General features: G+C 36.9%; 19 protein-coding genes and 3 pseudogenes. 9 read left to right on the plus strand and 13 right to left on the minus strand.

Going from position 1 to position 18,739, the window contains the following annotated elements; translation table 11 throughout:
- Window positions 1-281 precede the first annotated feature (281 nt).
- Window positions 282-563, plus strand: a complete 282-nt coding sequence (locus H1P_RS19635) for a transposase (RefSeq protein ID WP_281291195.1) — start codon at window positions 282-284, stop codon at window positions 561-563.
- Between the two features lie 614 nt (window positions 564-1,177).
- On the opposite strand, the gene H1P_RS19640 is transcribed toward H1P_RS19635, so the two are convergent.
- The gene (locus H1P_RS19640; RefSeq protein WP_144870504.1) at window positions 1,178-2,443 is read right to left on the minus strand and encodes an aspartate aminotransferase family protein; all 1,266 of its coding nucleotides are present in this window, start codon (window positions 2,441-2,443) and stop codon (window positions 1,178-1,180) included.
- Between the two features lie 162 nt (window positions 2,444-2,605).
- Window positions 2,606-3,406, minus strand: coding sequence for a group II intron maturase-specific domain-containing protein (locus tag H1P_RS19645; RefSeq protein ID WP_144870506.1), 801 nt, complete (start codon window positions 3,404-3,406; stop codon window positions 2,606-2,608).
- A gap of 782 nt (window positions 3,407-4,188) precedes the next feature.
- Between H1P_RS19645 and H1P_RS19650 the strand changes: the two genes are divergently transcribed.
- Together H1P_RS19650 and H1P_RS19655 are read left to right on the plus strand one after the other, a co-directional pair.
- Window positions 4,189-5,256 carry a potassium channel family protein gene (locus H1P_RS19650; protein WP_144870508.1) on the plus strand — a complete coding sequence of 356 codons (1,068 nt, stop codon included), beginning with the start codon at window positions 4,189-4,191 and terminating at the stop codon, window positions 5,254-5,256.
- 5 nt (window positions 5,257-5,261) lie between these two features.
- On the plus strand, window positions 5,262-5,498 hold the full coding sequence (locus H1P_RS19655; RefSeq protein ID WP_144870510.1) for a hypothetical protein: 237 nt from the start codon (window positions 5,262-5,264) through the stop codon (window positions 5,496-5,498).
- Between the two features lie 145 nt (window positions 5,499-5,643).
- Here the strand turns inward: H1P_RS19655 and H1P_RS36290 are convergent, their stop codons facing one another.
- From H1P_RS36290 to H1P_RS19690, 8 genes and pseudogenes are all read right to left on the minus strand, one after another.
- Window positions 5,644-5,832: a hypothetical protein gene (locus H1P_RS36290; RefSeq protein WP_186376046.1), complete on the minus strand. Its 189-nt coding sequence runs from the start codon at window positions 5,830-5,832 to the stop codon at window positions 5,644-5,646.
- Window positions 5,833-5,979: 147 nt separating this feature from the next.
- Window positions 5,980-6,849, minus strand: a complete 870-nt coding sequence (locus H1P_RS19665) for a mechanosensitive ion channel family protein (protein ID WP_144870514.1) — start codon at window positions 6,847-6,849, stop codon at window positions 5,980-5,982.
- A gap of 40 nt (window positions 6,850-6,889) precedes the next feature.
- Window positions 6,890-8,101: a hypothetical protein gene (locus H1P_RS19670; RefSeq protein ID WP_246141826.1), complete on the minus strand. Its 1,212-nt coding sequence runs from the start codon at window positions 8,099-8,101 to the stop codon at window positions 6,890-6,892.
- Entirely contained in the window at window positions 8,101-8,259 is a 159-nt protein-coding gene (locus tag H1P_RS36295) for a hypothetical protein (protein WP_186376047.1), read from the minus strand. Before H1P_RS36295 ends, H1P_RS19670 begins: the two co-directional genes overlap by 1 nt.
- A gap of 111 nt (window positions 8,260-8,370) precedes the next feature.
- On the minus strand, window positions 8,371-8,550 hold the full coding sequence (locus H1P_RS19675) for a DUF2905 domain-containing protein (protein WP_222427132.1): 180 nt from the start codon (window positions 8,548-8,550) through the stop codon (window positions 8,371-8,373).
- Window positions 8,551-8,645: 95 nt separating this feature from the next.
- Window positions 8,646-9,062 carry a hypothetical protein gene (locus H1P_RS19680; RefSeq protein ID WP_144870516.1) on the minus strand — a complete coding sequence of 139 codons (417 nt, stop codon included), beginning with the start codon at window positions 9,060-9,062 and terminating at the stop codon, window positions 8,646-8,648.
- Window positions 9,063-9,132: 70 nt separating this feature from the next.
- Window positions 9,133-9,255, minus strand: a pseudogene (locus tag H1P_RS19685) (chaperone modulator CbpM); the annotation flags it as partial.
- A gap of 133 nt (window positions 9,256-9,388) precedes the next feature.
- Window positions 9,389-9,484: pseudogene (locus H1P_RS19690) on the minus strand (Hsp20 family protein); the annotation flags it as partial.
- A 221-nt stretch (window positions 9,485-9,705) separates the two neighbouring features.
- Between H1P_RS19690 and H1P_RS19695 the strand changes: the two are divergent.
- Window positions 9,706-10,491, plus strand: a complete 786-nt coding sequence (locus H1P_RS19695; protein WP_144870518.1) for a DUF1206 domain-containing protein — start codon at window positions 9,706-9,708, stop codon at window positions 10,489-10,491.
- Window positions 10,492-10,574: 83 nt separating this feature from the next.
- On the opposite strand, the gene H1P_RS19700 is transcribed toward H1P_RS19695, so the two are convergent.
- Window positions 10,575-10,979 carry a TIGR02588 family protein gene (locus tag H1P_RS19700; protein WP_144870519.1) on the minus strand — a complete coding sequence of 135 codons (405 nt, stop codon included), beginning with the start codon at window positions 10,977-10,979 and terminating at the stop codon, window positions 10,575-10,577.
- Window positions 10,976-11,878: a TIGR02587 family membrane protein gene (locus tag H1P_RS19705; protein ID WP_246141829.1), complete on the minus strand. Its 903-nt coding sequence runs from the start codon at window positions 11,876-11,878 to the stop codon at window positions 10,976-10,978. Before H1P_RS19705 ends, H1P_RS19700 begins: the two co-directional genes overlap by 4 nt.
- Before the next feature lie 201 nt (window positions 11,879-12,079).
- Here H1P_RS19705 and H1P_RS19710 point away from each other — a divergent pair, with 201 nt between their 5' ends.
- The 5 genes from H1P_RS19710 to H1P_RS19730 all read left to right on the plus strand — a co-directional run bounded on the left by H1P_RS19710 (window position 12,080) and on the right by H1P_RS19730 (window position 18,220).
- Complete coding sequence (locus tag H1P_RS19710) at window positions 12,080-12,952, plus strand: DUF2382 domain-containing protein (protein WP_144870521.1); 873 nt, start codon at window positions 12,080-12,082, stop codon at window positions 12,950-12,952.
- Between the two features lie 104 nt (window positions 12,953-13,056).
- On the plus strand, window positions 13,057-13,590 hold the full coding sequence (locus H1P_RS19715; protein WP_144870523.1) for a DUF2382 domain-containing protein: 534 nt from the start codon (window positions 13,057-13,059) through the stop codon (window positions 13,588-13,590).
- 592 nt (window positions 13,591-14,182) lie between these two features.
- Window positions 14,183-14,785: a sigma-70 family RNA polymerase sigma factor gene (locus tag H1P_RS19720; protein WP_222427134.1), complete on the plus strand. Its 603-nt coding sequence runs from the start codon at window positions 14,183-14,185 to the stop codon at window positions 14,783-14,785.
- A gap of 10 nt (window positions 14,786-14,795) precedes the next feature.
- Window positions 14,796-15,782: a DUF1822 family protein gene (locus H1P_RS19725; protein WP_144870528.1), complete on the plus strand. Its 987-nt coding sequence runs from the start codon at window positions 14,796-14,798 to the stop codon at window positions 15,780-15,782.
- A 116-nt stretch (window positions 15,783-15,898) separates the two neighbouring features.
- Window positions 15,899-18,220, plus strand: coding sequence for a CHASE2 domain-containing protein (locus H1P_RS19730; protein WP_144870530.1), 2,322 nt, complete (start codon window positions 15,899-15,901; stop codon window positions 18,218-18,220).
- 263 nt (window positions 18,221-18,483) lie between these two features.
- Here the strand turns inward: H1P_RS19730 and H1P_RS37545 are convergent.
- A pseudogene (locus H1P_RS37545) lies at window positions 18,484-18,739 on the minus strand (hypothetical protein); the annotation flags it as partial.

An 18,739-nucleotide genomic window follows, 5' to 3' on the forward strand; every position in this document is an offset into this window, starting at 1 on the left:
TCTTTATTTCTGAATACCTATAAATTAGGCTGAATTACTGACTTTTATATTATTAAAGCTAATATTTGAGCATACTTACTGACATAAAAACTTATCATTTAAACAAGCTGATTCTTGTAAATTTTTTCGCTTACTTTTTCAGCAAACCCTATATAATTCACAATAAGTATCTACACATTGAACTGTTGGTCGAGGTGAACGAGGCTTAACCATTCTCTCTGTCTGGGTTTCAAGCTTTTTTTCTTATTTTATCTTACCTACTTTGACAGAAGAGAGTTAGGGTGACCGAAGGGAATCCTTTAGGGCAAGGGAACGCGCACCGAGCAGCAAGCAAAATAAGGGAAATGATACGAACAGTAGGTGCAGAGGTAATTTTTTTACCTCCTTATTCTCCCGATCTCTCACCTATTGAACTGTGTTGGTCAAAGTTAAAACAATGCTTGCGTACTGCTAAAGCTAGAACAACCGAAGTCATTAATCAAGCTTTAACTGAAATTATCAATCATCAAATTTCTGACGATGATGCTGTTGGATGGTTTGAACATTGTGGTCTATTCATTTGAAAATCGCTGTAAAACATAAGATTAATCATTTTGCTTTGAGAAATCGTATTTATGTTAAAGCTTTGCAGCAAGCTATGTGTGGATTACATTTACTCAAGAGTGCGTAACATCAGTTATTTAATTTACTGATATACCAGCGAAATGTCCTCTTCAATTTGTATGCTTTTATTTACCAAGAGCTTAGCTTTTGGGGTTCTTACCTAGTTACGATCCCAAAAGCCGACTCCTAGTAGTTCACTCTTCACACCAATGAAAAATATTTTGCTATGTATTTGATTTTTCTGGTGAGGAGAGTGTAACAGTTTTTTGACTGTCACCTTATCCCTCTTCTGTCAGACTCCAAAAACCTGGGAAATTTGTGAATTCTGTAATTGTTATCTAGTAATTGATTGCCATGTTATTTACTAATAAAAATTCCACCAGCCTCCCGAACCAGGCAAAATTGTTCCGAGTATGAAATTTCACTCTCGAAATTGCTTGCTTTCTATAGCGAATGAAAAATCAAGTATTTGTTTTTACTAGTAGGAAATATCGGAAAGTGACAGAAGAGGATTATACAGTTATCAGTAAAATTTGCAACGAGCAATGAGCAACTAACAAAGAGCAACTAACCACTAACCTATTTTAGATATAACTGTTTCGAGGATTTCACTGGCTCTGTCAACTTCTGCTTCGGAAACAATTAAAGGAGGCACAAAGCGCAATACTTTTGTCCCCGCAGGAGCGAGTAATAAGCCTTCAGACATTGCTGCTTTAACAATGTCGATAGAAGTTAATTCCACATCAGAATTGATTTCCATACCGTTGATTAAACCCCAACCCCGTACATCAACAAAAAGATCGGGATACTTAAGAGCGATCGCTCTTAATTTTACTCTTAATTGTTCCCCTCTGGCTTGTACGTTTTGTAAAATACTTTCTTGTTCGATGGTTTGTAAGACGGTTAAACCCGCAGCACAAACGAAAGGATTACCCCCAAAGGTACTAGCGTGATTACCTGGTTCAAACACCGCACAGGAGTCTTTACACAACATTGCACCGATAGGAATACCACCAGCTAAACCTTTAGCACTGGTAAAGATATCTGGCTCAACTCCCAGGTTTTCATAACCCCAAAGCTTTCCCGTACGACCAATGCCGACTTGTACTTCATCAAAGACCAGCAAAATATTATTTTCGTCACAAATCTTTCTTAAACGTAAAAAATATGGTAAGTCTCCTGGTCTAACACCGCCTTCTCCCTGTAACGGCTCGATCATAATGGCAGCTACACGACGGTTGCCTTCATCAATATCAGCGATCGCATTTTCAAGAGCCGTGATATCGTTATAGGGGACATAGGCAAAACCATCTACTAGGGGTTCAAAACCTTTTTGATATTTCTCTTGTCCTGTAGCGGTAATTGTCGCTAAAGTTCGTCCGTGAAAGCTGGATTTAGCGGTTAAAATCACAGGCTGTTCCAAAAAGTCTAAAACAGTATGAGCATATTTCCGCACTAATTTAATCGCAGCTTCATTGGCTTCTGCACCAGAGTTGCAGAAAAAGACTTTATCGGCGCAGGAATGATCCACTAACCACTGTGCTAATTCCCCTTGTTCGGGAATGTAATAGAGATTAGATACATGATGTAATTTTTTAATTTGAGACGTTACAGCCTCAATTAAAGCAGGATGGGCGTGTCCTAAAGTGCAGGTAGCGATTCCCGCAACAAAATCTAGATATTCTTTACCTTCTGTATCCCAAAGTAGACAGCCTTCTCCCTTCTCAATTGCTAGGGGAAAACGCCCGTAGGTGTTCATGACACTGGCATTAAAAGTGTCACTATCAAAAGCTGCTTTGGTATCTATAGAAGGGCTATTAACGACAATGGCTTGATTCACAAATTGCTCCTATGAAAAATTTAGTATTTACGTTTGGTATTAACTACAGTTGCAATGATATAGATAGAGTGGGATGTGTAAGCAAAAATTACACCTTAATTTAGTTAAACTAAGCCACCTTGTCACCAAGGCGACTCGTCTTCAAAACCGTGCATGAGACTTTCACCTCACACGGCTTCTCTCTTCAAAGGCTCTTAATGAGTACCTATTGACTAGAGTGGGAATGTCATCTATCCATTGCCAGTTTATTTGATTAAACTTTTTAATAGTTTTTTGCCATTCTTTGTAAGACTTATAAGCTTTGATAGCTTTTAAATCTTCTCTTGTCTTGATGTCATGACAATGACGGTGGAGGAGTTGGAGGTTATCTTTTATATTTCCACCAGTGTATTTTGGTGTTATATGGTCGATTTCCATTAACTCTTCTTCTTGAAAGGTGAGACGACATATATTACACTTTCCTTTTTGCTTTTTGAGCAATTTGGCTACTGTTGCTTTCATTTCTGGGTGTTTACCCATTCTTGAAGACCAGTATTTAGTGTCTCCGTCAAAAGGTGATTTAGTCCCTTTGATTTTGGTATGTCTTGTTATGGCTGTTTTGGAATGTTTGATTAATGTATAATCTTCATTTCCAAATACCCAGTTATCTAATCCTATAGATTTCCAATATTTATGACTGACCCAGGTTTTGTTTTTGTTTGGGTGTCTTCTGTCTGCCCATATTCGCGTTCTAAGGTAAATTAACCTGTCTAAGTTAGTGAATGTTCGTTTGCTGACTACTGTTTTGTAGTAGTTAGACCATCCTCTAATAATTGGGTTTAACTTGGTAATTAAAACCGATTGTGTTGCTGAATTATACCTTTTAATGATTTGAGAAATTTTGTCGTAATGACGTTTTATATTCTCGTCACTAGGTTTTATTAGCGTTTTGAATCCTAGAATTTTCTTACCTGGAATGGTCATTTGCTTTTTCCTCAATCCTTTTCCTCTAATAACCTCTATTTCTAGAGAGTTTGCGTCTTGGTTGACTACTTAGTTTGTTATTAAGAGTCATTAGAGGGTTTCCTCGTTCCGAATATTATGTGTTTTTGAAACCTTTAGAGTGCGTCTCTATACCGACTGTGGTTAGTGTTGTATTCCTTGTCTCACTATCAAGAAATAACCTTATACAGTGTTGCCTTTTGGCGACAGCTTAACAGTACTGCTTTAGCTGTTTTCCCATAACGATATTTGTGACTATTACCTTTCTACCGACTGCGATTAGTGTTGCAACCTGGGGCTTAACATCCGCAGGTTAATCATTTTGCAGCATTACCTTTTGGTAGCAGCTTAACAGAACTGATTTAGCTGCTTTTGCTTTACGGTAGTTGTGGTGCTTTGAGCGTTCGCTCTACTCATGTGTTTCCTGCTAGAAGTTAACCAGTTCAGACTACCAGTTAATACTCCGTTTAACCCCGCTTTACGGATTGATGACCAGTCGCTACCGTAGGGGTTATGCTTTCACTTCCAACACCGAAAGGATAGGGCTTGGTTATTTATGCTTTTATTATTATTTAGCTACCTTGTTACAGGATTACCTCACCTATACATAATATTCAGTTATCATGGTTCATTTAGATAAAGTGACTCTATCTAATTCTCCAAGTTAGTACCACGTATTTATACTACTTTTGTACTAAACGAGTCGCACGTTAAGCTAGCAAACATAATCCATCTATCAAGAATCATAGATAAAAAAGTTCTGAATGCGTAACTATTCCTTTGAGGAAAAATACGGGCGTTTGCGCCAACAACTAATCGCTGGAGGTATTACTCTAGGTGGAATCGTTTTATTAGGAACTCTCTGGTATTACTTGGTTGAAAAATGGTCTTTGTCAGAATCCGCTTACATGACCATTATTACTCTTTCCACCGTAGGTTTTTCGGAGGTCAACCCATTAGGAGACAGAGGACGTATTTTTACCATTGGGCTGATCTTGATGGGATTACTTACCATTGGTTATATTGTCAATCGTTTTACCGAAGCCCTTATTCAAGGTTATTTTCAAGAAGGAATCAGAATGCGACAAGAACAACAAGCCATCGAATCTCTGGATCAACATTATATTGTCTGTGGTTTTGGGCGTACTGGTAGTTCTGTAGTACGAGAATTTGCAGCCGAAGGAATTCCCTTTGTGATTATCGATGATGACCTCGAAGAAGTAGCAGAAATCAAACAGTTAGGCTATACCGTTATTTTAGGGGATGCTACCCTAGATGAAATTTTGCAGCGCGCTCAGATCGAAAAAGCGATTTGTTTGGTTACGGCATTACCTTCTGATGCGGAAAATCTTTATACTGTATTGTCTGCTAAAACTTTAAATCCTCAAATAAGAGCGATCGCCAGAGCTAGTACGGAAGAGGCAGTACAAAAACTTCAAAGAGCAGGCGCAGACGCAGTTATCTCTCCTTATATCACAGGAGGGAAAAGACTAGCAGCAGCAGCCCTCAGACCTCAAGTAATGGACTTTGTAGATGGTATTATTACAGGGGCAAATCGTTCTTATTATCTGGAAGAAGTCCTCATTGACAAGCAAATTTGTCCTTATGTCAACCAAACCATGAGAGAAGCTGGTTTACGCTCTCAATCTGGAGCATTAGTCTTAGCAATCCGCCGTTTTGATGGTAATTTGATAGCAGGTCCTGGGGGAGATACCCTAATTTTAGAAGGGGATGCCTTAATCTGTATGGGTACAGCAGAGCAATTACGCAAACTGAATCGTATTTTGGGTCCTATTAGTTCTCAAGCCCTCAGATTACCAAAGAAAAAATAAAAATTATGGAATGTAAAATAATTAGTCGTGCGGGACAAACTTTAGCCAGAGGTAAATTATTTTTGCAGCATGAAGAAGATGGCAAAATGCGTTTAAATTTGAAAACAAACAGAGGGACTTTAATCAAAGGTGGGATCGTTTCTGATGATGGTGATTTAAGAACTGCTAGCGATGAATTATTTAATAATTGTTTTAATTATTGGGGTATGAGTAACTTAACTTTAAGTATCAATATCAGATAGATCGATCGATAACAAAATTATACATTTCATAGTTATTGTAGGGTGGGCAATGCCCATCTAAATTATCATTATTTTTTACTATTCATTTGTTCAATAATTTTCATTGTCTTCACAGTAACATCACAAATTTTTTGAATTAGCTCACTTATTTCTTCTCTATAATCAGCAAAGCGATAATTATTAAACTTCTCGGCAATAGTTTTATCTCTGGGTTTTTTCTCTTTATACTGATAGCCTGAACAACTAGACCAATGGTTCCCCACAGAATTGCTGCCAATATGACCATTAGCAATCCAAAACGATCGCCTTTTTGGATATTAACGCGAGTTTTCATTGTTTACCCACCTTTGTTTTCAAACGTCAACACCTCGACATCCCTCTCGGTCAATCAACGATCTTGTTCTAGGGTAAGATGAAAGCATCTAGAAACTAAAAATTTTAGCTTGAAACTAAGTCTACAATCGATGAGCGAAAAACGGTATTACTGCTTGTTGGATTGTGCGCTTTCAACATCAAAAATACGAGGATAAGCAAAGTTGTGTTTTGCAAAAGCTTGTTTGGCTCTGGAAGTCAAATCGGTTTTGTAAACAAATTCATCCCTAGCATCGAGGGGATAAGATTTAAGTTTAAACATAGTACCCCAAGGCTTTTCTTCGATAATAACCACAATGGGTAACTTGAGAGCTGTATACTTGCTGGTTTGGGCTACACGATAGAGAATTTTTCTGACTAAGTTGACATCAATTTCGTGAGCAAAATAAAACTCGGTAACTACCTGTGCTTCTAATGCACCTGCATTGGCGTTAGAAACTGCTTCTGTCCAAATTTTGTTGTGAGGGATAGTAATTAAGTTATCGTCTGGGGTTTGGATTCTGACGGAGCGTAAGCCATAACTAACCACCTCACCATAATTTTCTCCTATCTTAACGCGATCGCCTACTCCATAGGAAGATTCAAATAAACCTACTACACCTGCAATAATTGAACTGGCATAGTCTTTAAAAGCAAAACCCAAAGCTACCGCTACTGTACCTGTTACTGCAAGAATGTTTTCCTTTGATAAGTTAAGAAACAAATTCATTAACACTACAATAGTAGTGGTCAACACTACCATGCGTAAGAAGGGTAAAAACTGTTTGACGCGTAACCGCCATTCTTTAGCAATTTTTTCTGATAGCCAAAGAATCAGCTTATCTAATATTCTTAAAACTGTATATGCAGTTAATAAAATCAATATTCCTTGAGCGACTTTTCCTGTGGTAATTTGAGAAACAATATCTTTTGTATCTTCTGCTGTTTCTTTGACTGCATCTTTTGCAGATTGTGCTAACCAATAGATTTGAATATTCATAAATTTAATCATTGATAATTACAGCATTTTGCTTTCTTCCCTAATTTCCACTAATAATAAAATTATTACTGTCTAATTCTTGTTTGAGTTTAGGATAGTGAATAGGATTGATTTTCAAGATTTTATTTTGTTGCTCGATTATCCCTTTACGTCTTAATACTTGCACTCTACCTTGTACTTCGCCTTCTCCATCTCCTAAACTTTCGGCTAAGGCAGACATTGTTAAATCATTGTGCAATAAAAGGGAATATAAAATATATCGATCTATCGAATCTATAGAAGGTAAATTGGGTAACTGGGGAGTCTTTGCTAGAGGGTTTGGCTTTGATTTTGCTTGTTCTTCTTCGTTTTGATCGTCATTTTCTACTTGCTGGTAAATAGACTTTAAAAAAACCTGTACTGCAATAGTGCTAACTCCTTCAGCAACATTTGCTAAACTCTCAAAATATCTGGTTTGATCGTCTTTGTCGTTTTTTAAAAGTTGTTGGTCTATTCTAGGTCGATCGAAAGTAACACTTAATTGTTCGACAATAGGATTGAGCCATGTTTGTAAATTTTCTGGTGAAACTTCTGGTAAAACAAATGTCTCTCCACAATATGCGGAAAGGTTACACACCAAGTCGAGATATTCCCAGCCTACCTGACCTGCACCGATAACCCAAAAGCGATGTTGAAAATGTTGACACAACAAAGATTGCAAATATTCAATGCCTTCTAAACCATTTAAAGAGCGCAGAAAACACCAACCAAGATTAGGAATTACCATTACTTCGACTGATTTTTCGTCATGGTTTTCTTTTTCGGACTTATATTTGAGAAAATGCTCTAATTTGGCTTTAATATCCGTGATTTCAGTTGGTCTAGCTGTTAAAGGTAAAAGCTTGATGTCTATTTGTTTTTGCTGTGACCACTTTTTCATAGTCTCTGAGATGATAATAGACACCGCAGTTATAGGGCTACTTAAAATTACAACCGAGTTATTTGCATTATTTGGATCCTCACGCCAGCGTTTCCAAGCCTCATCTAGTTTTACAGAAATTGCTTCTTGTTCTATGGGGTTGTTAGGTAAATTTTGAACTAAATCAACTAACTGTTTTTTCGTTTCTGGTGGTAGTTCAGTCAGAGATCGCTCTGGTTCTTGAGTCTCTTGAGAATCTTTTGTGTACCAAGAGAATAAAAAACTACGCTGATTAGCCAACCAATTTTTGAGTTGTTTGAACATTCTAGCTATGGTAACGCTAAAGATTACCATTACTGTATTTCTATTGCGGTTTTAAGTTCATTGTCCCAGAGAGCCACCAATACGGCTAGGTTCAGAGTTTTGTTGTCTGGTGGTGAATAGTTTTTCTGGTTGTTTCTTTGTCTAGTGCAAGCTTTAGTATAGGTAGTGTTCCAGATGAGTTGAGGCAACAATAAATGTTCTCATCTACAATACTATCGATGAATTACGAAAAGATTTTTAGATCCCGTCTCAAAATTAGCTGTAGCCTCTTGGCAAGTTAGTTACTCTTAACCATACGTTTAAAAAGGATATTGTTGTTTTTTTAACAAGTTATTAGTTTCCATAGCCTTTCTTAACGCGCTTAAACCGAGACTAATAAGAATCCAAGTAGCCAGAGGAAAATAAAAATTAAAGTTGTTTTTTTGAATTAAAATATCTTTTGGAAGACGACTGATAGGAAAGTTTTTGGCTCGTTCCACTACTCAGCCACAGCAATGCAATCCTCCTCAAACTACAATTCCTAGACTTAAAATGACCTTTCTTTTTGCCGATTGCTGCTAAGATTGTTCGGCAGTTATTTCGCTCCAGAATTATCTTTACCCATTAAGATATCCCATGCGGATTGAGCAGCTTCCTGGAGGCGATCGCCTAAAGTAGTAATTTCATCAACAGTTTTTTGCCAATTTTCTTGGGCATCCCTTTGAATCATTTCCACTGAATGTTCGATCCGTTTGGGGTCGAGTAGTTGGTTTTGCTCGATTGCTTCCCTGGCACTGCGGACAGCATTAAGATAGGCATCTTGAGTTAGAGTTTGAGCATTTTCAATTTCCGACTGCGCTCGTTTTCTAATTGCTTCGACCAAGGCTTTGGTTTCTGCTTTGAGTTGGTCGCTTTCCCCTGCCATTTCTTGCTCGACTAACGCATTAGTTTCGGAACTTACAGGAACGATGGTTGTTTCTTTAGTGTCAGGATTATTGTTAGTTTCAGTCATGGTCAGTTCTCCCTATGAGATATGTAATTATTCTAGTAACATTTAAACTAAAAAAGCTCAGAGCTTTTAGTTAAAACTGCTTTTGTGGTAAAGCTCTTACCTGGGCTTTGAGTTGGGCAATTTCTGCTGCCAAATCTAGAGCGATCGCTGCACCCCTCAGATTTAGTCCCAAGTCCCGTCGCAAACGGATAATCTAATGGTTATCAAAATAAATTGGGTTTCTAAAACTATTGTTGCAAGTTAATAGAAACCCAATTACAAAGCTTCAACTTGCCTTATCTAATGCCTCGATCTACTTAACAAGTCGAATACTTAAGAAGAAAACGTTAGCCAATATTAACTTTGACAACTTTATTTTTTTCTTCTTCAGCTTTGGGTAAAGTTATGTTCAAAATACCGTCTTTGTATTCAGCGTTGGCATTGACTAATTCAAAACTAAGCTGAAACCAGAAAAGCGATCGCTGTTTAAAGAGCTAAATAAAGCAGTCATTAATCTTGTAAATTGGTTTTCTTTGCATTACTTAATGTATTCACTATTAATTAGGGACTACACAAAACAACAAAAGAATAATTTACATATTTAGATGGATAAAACTTTGGTTTTAATTACCTAAAATGTAGCCAAAGTTATTAGTTTTATAATATGGAAACTCTGGCAAGATTTGGTTATGCTGCCAAAGGTTTTGTTTACGGTGCAATCGGTATTTTGGCATTGTTAGCAGCATTTAGTGCTGGCGGTGAAACCACTGACACGACAGGAGTATTACACGCGATCGCTGCTCAACCTTTTGGAAAAGTTTTACTGGCTTTAATTGCCTTTGGTTTGGTAGGGTATGTAATCTGGCGTTTTGTTCAAGCAATTAACGATCCTCAAGACGAAGGAACTGATGCTAAAGGAATATTTACTCGATTAGGTCACATTTTTAGCGGACTGACTTATACTGGTGTCGCTGTAAATGCGGGATTATTGGCAATTGGCTCTGGTAAAGCTAGTAGCGGTGGTGGTAGTTCCAAGCAAGACTGGACAGCGATGGTAATGCAGCAACCTTTTGGAAGATGGTTAGTTGGTTTAGCTGGGGCTTTGGCTATTGGACTTGGTTGTTGGCGACTCTATCAGGCTTATAAAACCAAATTTCGCAAAAAGCTCAATTTGTCAGAATTAAGTTCTCAGCAACAAGACTGGTTAGTTAATATTAGCCGTATTGGAATAGCTGCTAGAGGCGTTGTCTTTATCGCTGTGGGTTTCTTTATTTTGCAAGCTGCTCACCAGTATAACCCAGACAAAGTCAAAGGATTAGACGGTATTTTATTAACTTTTGCTCAACAACCTTTTGGAAAAATTTTTCTCGGTTTGACCGCAGCAGGTTTAGTTGCTTATGCCATCTACTTATTAGTACAAGCACGCTATCAAAGAATAAAAACAAGTTAGCAAAGAGTTATTTTATTGAACATTTATCTTTTATTGCTTATTGAACGTTGCCTGTTTAATGTTCAATGAGAGATCGAGATTATTCATGGCAATCTGTAGCTAGCCACTCTAACAGTTAACTTTCCTTGTTTGGGATTGCTGCCAAAGATAAATTCACCATTTCTCTGTTCCTGACGAGATAAAAAATCCATTTGTTGTCTACCAGTTTCGATATCCCCATTTTTTAAAATCAATTTAGCAGTTACTTCTACAGATTCAGCAGTCATTCCTCCAGAGTTACTGACAGTGAAAGGTACATAATATTGTTGTTCGATTTCTCGAATTTCAGTTGCCGTAACTACAGATAAAACAGGTGGATTATTGTCTCCTGTGAACCAAGTGTAACAAACCAAAACCACTATCAAGCTAACAATAGAGAGTGAAATCGTTAGGCTAACTTTTTCAACAAAAGAACGCTGCGAGGAATTTTGTGGCTTTTGCTGCTTCATACTGCTAAACGCCCTGCTGCACCGCCTATGCTAGCTGGTAAGGATAGTACTATACCGTAGCGTAACCAGATAAACCAAGGATCGTTTAAACTTACTTTCTGAAAAAACCACAACATAAGCAATCCAGCCACTAAAGAAATAAGATAAGAGAGCGCGGTTTCACTTTGAGGAGATTGAAAAAGCCCTTGCTGTTGACGACGCTCGCTATAGTTAGTGAAGCTAGCAGCAAACACGATACCATAGGAAATTAGCATAGAAGCAGCGATAATAATTAGTAGCCATAAAGGAGAAGCCGAAGCAGCTAATACTACCACCTCATCAGTAGGAGCAATACTAAAAGCAATGAATAAAGCACCAATTAAAGTCGCGACGAAATCGGCTAAAGTGTCTTGCCAAATTATTTTGTGCTTACCAGAATATCGAGACTCTGTTTGATTGCGATTTTTAAAACTGACCTCTGCATCACCACTCAGAAGAGAACGCGAAAAAGCTACCCCTAGTGAAAATGGTACACCTTCAAAAACTATTTTGCCCAGTATTTCAGTTAAGGGAGTTTGCACATCGATTCGTTGCAAGATAACTAACATCAACATGGCGCAAGTCATCCCGATTGCAATGGTTTCAAAAGTCTCTGCAATAGCTCCGAACAACGTTTCGCTTTCTTGAGGACGAAAACCTTCTATACGATTTAGTAGTAAAATAATTACAAAAGTAACGCCCAGAATGCACAACAAAACTGGCGGTTGCACATAAGAGCCGATAAACCATACTTCCATCGTATACAGTAGAGGGATTCCAAACAGAAATCCTCCCGAAGCTCCACTAATAATTTCTTCGATCTCTCCTCGCCAACCGTCTCCACGAATATTAGGTTGACTATTGTTATTTTGTTTTCTCACTGGCAAATTTTAACTTAAATATTATTCGCTACCATCATAAGTTGTAGATTACTTCTTTTTTCAGTAAAAAAAAAGACTTGTATACCTTAAGATATACAAGGTGATACTCATATCTATAACGAAAGCTAGAAGTATCAAAAAAAAAATTTCAATAAGCTAAAGACATCAAGAAACAAAAAAATATTTGAGGCATTACAACTTATGGCTTTAGTTAAAATTGCAGATTTATATCCTAATTACAAACAAGATGTTTTTGGTGGAGAAGATATTAAAAGCTTTACTGTTTATGACTATAGTAACGATAAAATTGGTTCAGTTTACGATATCATCGTCGATGAAACTGGACGTTTTCGCTATTTAGTACTGGACACTGGTTTTTGGATTTTTGGCAAAAAAGTTTTATTACCAGTAGGTAGAGCAAAAGTTGATTATGGTCAGGAACGAGTTTATGTTACTGGTTTAACTAAAGAACAAGCAGAACATCTTCCTGAATATAGTGACGATATGACTATCGACTATGATTATGAAGAACAAGTTAGAACAGTTTATCGTGGCGCAGAACACGACACTGTTAGCACTGTGGGTACAGGAGCAACTGGAAGATACGATAGAGACTCCTATACCTACGATAATGAACCCAGCCTTTATGGTCATCAAAACTTGGAGGAAAACCAAACTCTCAAGCTTTACGAAGAGCGTCTAGTAGCTAACAAAGACCGCTTTCTTGCTGGTACAGTAACCGTAGGAAAGAAAGTAGAAACTCAAACCGCAAAGGTTTCCGTCCCTGTGGAGAAAGAAAGAATCGTTGTTGAACGCAGCAACCCTACTGACTATAAAGCAGTTACTCCTGGTGCAACTGCTTTTAATGAAGGCGAAGTTGCCAGAATGGAAGTGTACGAAGAAACAGCCGACATTAAAAAACAGGCTTTTGTACGAGAAGAAGTAAGCGTTCGCAAAGAAGTAGAACGAGATACTGTATCTGCCAAAGAGACAGTACGCCGTGAAGAATTAGATATCGAAACCGATGGTAAAGCAGTAGTAAATCGCGATCTCGATCCCAATCGCAATGTCTAATTTTGTCCCCTTTTAAACATTAACGTAATATATAACCAGGTAGGGTAAATTGCTCTACCTGTACTTATTTGAAAGCGTAACTAATAAAAATACTAATTAAGTAAATGACTTTGAGTGAAAGTAGCAACCAAAGCGATAACAAAGCGGTAGCAAAACCTTCTCCAGATTCGTCTGAAGTCGATCTTGTTTCGCAACCCAATCATCAAATACCAGAAGTCAAAGAATCTCAGCAATTTGTTCTACTAGAAGAAAAGTTAAAAGTAGATCGTCGCCAGCAAAAGATAGGAGAAGTTGTCGTTCGTAAACAGGTAGAAACAAAAATGATCGAAATACCTGTTAGAAGAGAAAAATTAATCGTCGAACAAATTGACAAAAATACCGAACAACTAGAACAACTAATAGAAGTAGTAATTAAAGAAGAAAAAGTTAACGGTTTTAAGTATGAAGAATTAAGCGATACCGATAGTCTTCATATTACCAAAAGTGGTTTTCTCAATCCACAAACAGCACAAAAATTGTTATATGCGATCGCCAAAACTGCTTCGGCAAATAGTGTTAAAGTACGTTTAGAAATTGTTACTAACTGTTCTGAGCATCAAATAGAACATCAAACTATATGCGATCGCTATAGTAATTGATATTGATAAATAAAGGTGGCTTGCGATGTGAAATACTATGCCATTGTAGAATCAAAAATCAAAAGTAGTACCTGCCAATGAATCTTGTCCGATAATTTTAGGTATAAATATCTAATATCTATGTACGGGTTTTAACATTTAGTTTATGAGTAGCAAACACAAACATACTTGCTACCCTAATTTTGTTTGTAGGTAGCCCTTTGAACTATCTGTCTTGTCTTTATCGGCTGACGATCCTAATACTGGAGATCAGACTACTACTATAGCTGCACATATAGTCATATTTCTGGCAATTGTTCCTTGGTCTTTAATTAGCTGAAAAAATCTTTCATCAAAGCAGTCTCTACTTTGCTATGCAAAATATTTTGTAAATTTTTATTACGCTTCGCATAAATTATTTCTTGAGGGTTGATGAGTTAAATGTAAGCCTATTGAATTAAAATATTTTGTTAAAAATTAAAAATCAAGGATTACTTTGTACTGTTATCTCAAAATTAAGACAATAATTAATGACAATATTAATTATAGTGCAGTCATATTCAGTAACATTCTTTGATAGATGAAAAGCTCAGCGCAATTCTTATTACAGCTTGTGAACGAAGCTTGCAGACATTCTCCTGGTAGCAAAGAACGCCAGCAAAATTTGACGCAAATTATTAGATTAGTTGATAGTCAATTGTGGCGTGAAAGTACTCCATATTATGAGGATGCACTACAAGAAACCTGGATTTATTTTTGTCAGAATATCTGCGAAGGCAATTCTGGTAAAGTTTACGATCCTGATAAGGCTGGTGTTGTTACTTGGTTAAATAATTATCTTAGGTGGCGACTTAAAGACGGTTATATCAAAACAGTAAAGCAGAATCAGCAAAAAGTATCTGTCCGAGTAAGTAATGATAATAAAATTATCGATCCAGTAGATAATTTACCAGCTAAATCTAGTATTCCTCCTTTGTTAGAAGAAATCGAACAATGGGTTTTAGCCGATTCTCAAAATAAGTTACGTCAAATTTATGTAGAAAATCATCCTCAAATTACTGCACAAACCCTAATTTTGAGCCGATTACCTCCTGAAACTCCTTGGAAACAGTTAGCAGCAGAGTATGGTGTATCAGCAGGAACATTAAGCAGTTTTTATCAACGTAAATGTAAGCCATTACTACGAGAGTTTAGTAAATCTCAAGGATATGTTTAAAGTAAAGATCATGACTTCTAAATCTCCAAAAATAGACAATTTTGCGGTTTCTTTACCGATTACGGCAGAAATACGCCATACAGGAAGCCAATTTGCTGCACAACAGCCGACAAAGGAAAAGGCGGAACAAATTTTGCTGAATACCATAGCAGTATCGGTAGTAAATAACTATTTAAGTATGTTGGGTATACATACAGACTTAGCCCATAGTGATAGTTGGAATCCTGTAATGCAACTATGTAACAATACCGCAGATTTGGAAATACCAGGAGTCGGCAAATTAGAATGTCGTCCCGTTAAAAGTGCTGCATCTAGCTGTCAAATTCCTCTTGAGGTTTGGGATTTACGTATTGGCTATGTAGTGGTGCAAATTGATGATTCGTTAAAAAAAGCAGATATCTTAGGCTTCATACTTCAAGTTTCGACAGAAGAGTTGCCATTAAACGATCTTAAACCACCAGAAGCTTTAATCGATCGCATCCATGAATTACTAGAATCCCAAGAATCTACTGATGATAATTCTCTCATCAATTTAGGTCAGTGGTTTAACAATATTTTTGAAACAGGATGGCAAACGGTAGAAAATTTATTAACTCCAGAGCAATTAACGCCAGCTTTTGGGTTTAGAAGTGTGGAATTATTAGAGCCAACTGTATCCGAATCGCAGATCGTCAATAATAGTGTGAGTAGAGCTAAGTTAATCAATTTAGGACTTCAATTTAATAATCGCAATGTAGTATTATTGCTCGAAATAAAACCAGAAGAAAGCGAAAGCATTGCTGTTACTTTGCAAGTACATTCTAGCTCTAATGATATTTATTTACCAGAAAGCCTAAAGTTACAAGTTTTAGAGTCATCAGGGGAAGTTTTTATGCAAGCTCAAGCTAGAAATAGAGATAACTATGTTCAACTACAATTTAGTGGGCAAGCAGAAGAAGTTTTTACAGTAGAAATTACTTTGGGTGATGTAAAATTTTCAGAGCAATTTAAACTTTAAAAAAGAGTAGAAACAAGTAATGAGTAATGATTGATAACGAGCCATTAACTACTAACTAATAGCTATTAATTGACTAAAAAAATTAATTATTTTATGTCTTTCGGCGTAACTGATAAATGTATATAGTTACTTTAAAAATAAGTAAAGGGAGTTTTACTAAAGGTTTTCCTGTTATCTTACTAATTAGTCAAGCAGGTTTCTCTCCTGAATTGGAAATTAATGCTGAACTACCACCAGCACCACATATTCCTCAACAATATAATTTATGGCAAACTTCTTATTTGAATTTAGATATTTCTACTAGATTAGAAGCGAAAAAAGTATTTGTTTCTAATTATTCCTATGCTGAAAATTGCGATCGCGCTTCCCATCAATTGCTCACTAGCTTTAATCATTGGCTAGATACTGATAGTTTTCGCCCTCTCAAAGAAAAGTTTTTAGCTAAACTAAATCCCAATAACGAAATTAGAATTCTTATTCAAACAGAAAATACTCAATTACAATGTTTACCTTGGCATTTAGTTAATTGGTTTGAACCCTATTCGCAAGCAGAAATCGCGATTAGTAGTGCTAATTATGAAAAAGAAACAGTTAGTTTAACGAGCTTCCGAACCCAAGTCAGAATTTTAGCCATTATTGGTAATAGTCAAGGAATCGATACCAAACAAGATCGCTATTTATTAGAACAATTACCCAATAGTTCAGTAACCTTATTAGTCGAACCCACAAGACAAGAAGTAACCGAACAATTATGGCATACTGATGGCTGGGATATTCTTTTTTTTGCAGGACATAGTAATAGCGATCGCAATAAAAAAACGGGCTGTATTTATCTCAATCAACAAGATAGTTTAACTACTAATGAATTAAAATATGCTCTGAAAAAAGCAGTAGTCAAAGGTTTAAAAATAGCAATATTCAACTCCTGTGATGGTTTAGGGTTAGCTCAAGAATTAACCGATTTAAAAATACCGCAAATTCTGGTGATGCGCGAACCAGTACCAGATAAAGTAGCTCAAGAATTTCTCAAATATTTTTTAACCGCTTACGCTAGAGGAGAAAGTTTTTACTTAGCAGTCAAAGAATCCAGAGCAAAATTACAAGGATTAGAAGATAGATATCCCTGCGCTTCTTGGCTACCTCTAATAGTGCAAAATCCTGGGGAAATTCCTCCCACTTGGCAACAATTAATTACAGAAAATAAACCACATCAAAAGGCTTCTTCCTCTAAAATCAAACTTTCTTTGGCATTAGTCAGTAGTGCGATCGCAACTATAACAGTTATTGGCTTGAGAACATTAGGAATCTTGCAAACTTGGGAACTACAGGCTTTTGATTATCTGAGTCAAAAATTACCCGCCGAAGAAAGCGATCGTCGTATTCTAATTGTCAGTGCCGATGAAAGGGATATCGGTAGCGACAAATATGGCTTTCCTCTTCCCGATAATGTTTTGGCAGAATTAATCGCTAAACTACAACAGCATCAACCCACAGTAATTGGCATTGATATTTTTCGCGATCGCCCTATTTTAGAAGCTAACGCCAATAATAACTCAAAACTAACCAAACATTGGCAGCAGTCTAATATAATAGCTGTCTGTATGGGGGATACCCTGGAAAATAGCGTTTCTCCTCCCCAAGCTAGCCTAGATGAACAAGTAGGTTTTGTTAATATTTACGACGATAATCAAATTACTAAAGGCGCAGATGATAACGTGCGTCGTTATTTACTCTCTCGCAGTCCCAATCCTTTAGCAAACACTACCTATTGCAATACCGATTATTCCTTTGCCTGGCAATTAGCATATCGTTATTTACAAAGTAAAGATATCCCCGTCACAACTTCGGATCGAAATTGGCAATTTGGCTCGCAAATTATCGCTAGATTAACCAATCGTAGCGCGGGTTATCAAAGTTTAGACGATCGCGGTAATCAATTACTTATTTCCTATCGTCGCACACCCCAAATAGCGCAACAAGTATCCATTAGCGATATTTTAGAATCAAAAGACACTTTCGATCCTGATTGGATTAGAGATCGCATAGTTATCATAGGAGTTACTGCAAAATCAGTCCCCGATGTTCATGATACTGCGATCGGTAAAACTAGAGGTCTAAATCTGCACGCTCACGTAGTTAGTCAATTAATTAGTCATGTAGAAGACGATCGCCCGCTTATTTGGTGGTTACCTCTATGGGGGGATTGGTTATGGATTGGTTTTTGGTCAACTAGCAGTGCGTTAGTCATTTGGATGGGACGCAACTATCTCGATCGCAACATCGGAATAGGTAGCTGTGTAATTATTTTATCTGGTGTTTGTTGGTTAATTATGGCTCAAGGTGGTTGGTTAGCTTGGATTCCTGGGTTGGTGGCGATCGCTTTTACTACTGGGGGAATCAGAGTTTATCAGTTATTGCAAAAGAAAAATCTCACCTAAGTAGGTAAGGCTAACTGGAGTTAACTGTAAAACTTAGGAATCAGGAGTCATACCAAATCCGTTTCGTTTAGTGAAACCCCCAATAAATAACTATTGTAGTGACGTTCCATGGAACGTCACTACAGAATTTAACGGTTTCATCTATAAACTGGGTATGTAATTCGGATTTGGTATCAGAGGATTTTAATTTGGATAGCATTTTTTAATATGGTTCAGTTTCATCATGTCCACTTATTAAAATTCAGCTAAATTATACCAATTTCCTAAAGTCCAGCTACAGATAATGCATCGAGAATGAAATCAAATCCCGTAATGGAAGCGATATCTGCTTGAGTAAATTCAGCTAAGATATTTGCTAGTTTTCTTCTTAAAAAATCTAGGGAATCAAAGACTTTATTTTTCAAGAATTTTTTGACTTCTTTCCACAATCTTTCAATCGGATTAACGTTACTGACAGTAAGGAGGTTGAAATAACAAAATAATATTATCAGGTATAGACAAATCCAAACCGAGATGTGC

It is taken from the genome of Hyella patelloides LEGE 07179 (assembly GCF_900659865.1).
GTDB classification, from domain to species: Bacteria; Cyanobacteriota; Cyanobacteriia; order Cyanobacteriales; family Xenococcaceae; genus Hyella; species Hyella patelloides.

What these genes read in the sequence shown, in the direction of transcription:
- H1P_RS19645 (WP_144870506.1), bottom strand. Translation starts at nt 3,406, where the DNA reads ATGACCATTCCAGGTAAGAAAATTCTAGGATTCAAAACGCTAATAAAA.
- H1P_RS19650 (WP_144870508.1), top strand. Translation starts at nt 4,189, where the DNA reads ATGCGTAACTATTCCTTTGAGGAAAAATACGGGCGTTTGCGCCAACAA.
- H1P_RS19655 (WP_144870510.1), top strand. Translation starts at nt 5,262, where the DNA reads ATGGAATGTAAAATAATTAGTCGTGCGGGACAAACTTTAGCCAGAGGT.
- H1P_RS36290 (WP_186376046.1), bottom strand. Translation starts at nt 5,832, where the DNA reads ATGAAAACTCGCGTTAATATCCAAAAAGGCGATCGTTTTGGATTGCTA.
- H1P_RS19665 (WP_144870514.1), bottom strand. Translation starts at nt 6,849, where the DNA reads ATGAATATTCAAATCTATTGGTTAGCACAATCTGCAAAAGATGCAGTC.
- H1P_RS19670 (WP_246141826.1), bottom strand. Translation starts at nt 8,101, where the DNA reads ATGGTAATCTTTAGCGTTACCATAGCTAGAATGTTCAAACAACTCAAA.
- H1P_RS19680 (WP_144870516.1), bottom strand. Translation starts at nt 9,062, where the DNA reads ATGACTGAAACTAACAATAATCCTGACACTAAAGAAACAACCATCGTT.
- H1P_RS19695 (WP_144870518.1), top strand. Translation starts at nt 9,706, where the DNA reads ATGGAAACTCTGGCAAGATTTGGTTATGCTGCCAAAGGTTTTGTTTAC.
- H1P_RS19700 (WP_144870519.1), bottom strand. Translation starts at nt 10,979, where the DNA reads ATGAAGCAGCAAAAGCCACAAAATTCCTCGCAGCGTTCTTTTGTTGAA.
- H1P_RS19710 (WP_144870521.1), top strand. Translation starts at nt 12,080, where the DNA reads ATGGCTTTAGTTAAAATTGCAGATTTATATCCTAATTACAAACAAGAT.
- H1P_RS19715 (WP_144870523.1), top strand. Translation starts at nt 13,057, where the DNA reads ATGACTTTGAGTGAAAGTAGCAACCAAAGCGATAACAAAGCGGTAGCA.
- H1P_RS19725 (WP_144870528.1), top strand. Translation starts at nt 14,796, where the DNA reads ATGACTTCTAAATCTCCAAAAATAGACAATTTTGCGGTTTCTTTACCG.
- H1P_RS19730 (WP_144870530.1), top strand. Translation starts at nt 15,899, where the DNA reads ATGTATATAGTTACTTTAAAAATAAGTAAAGGGAGTTTTACTAAAGGT.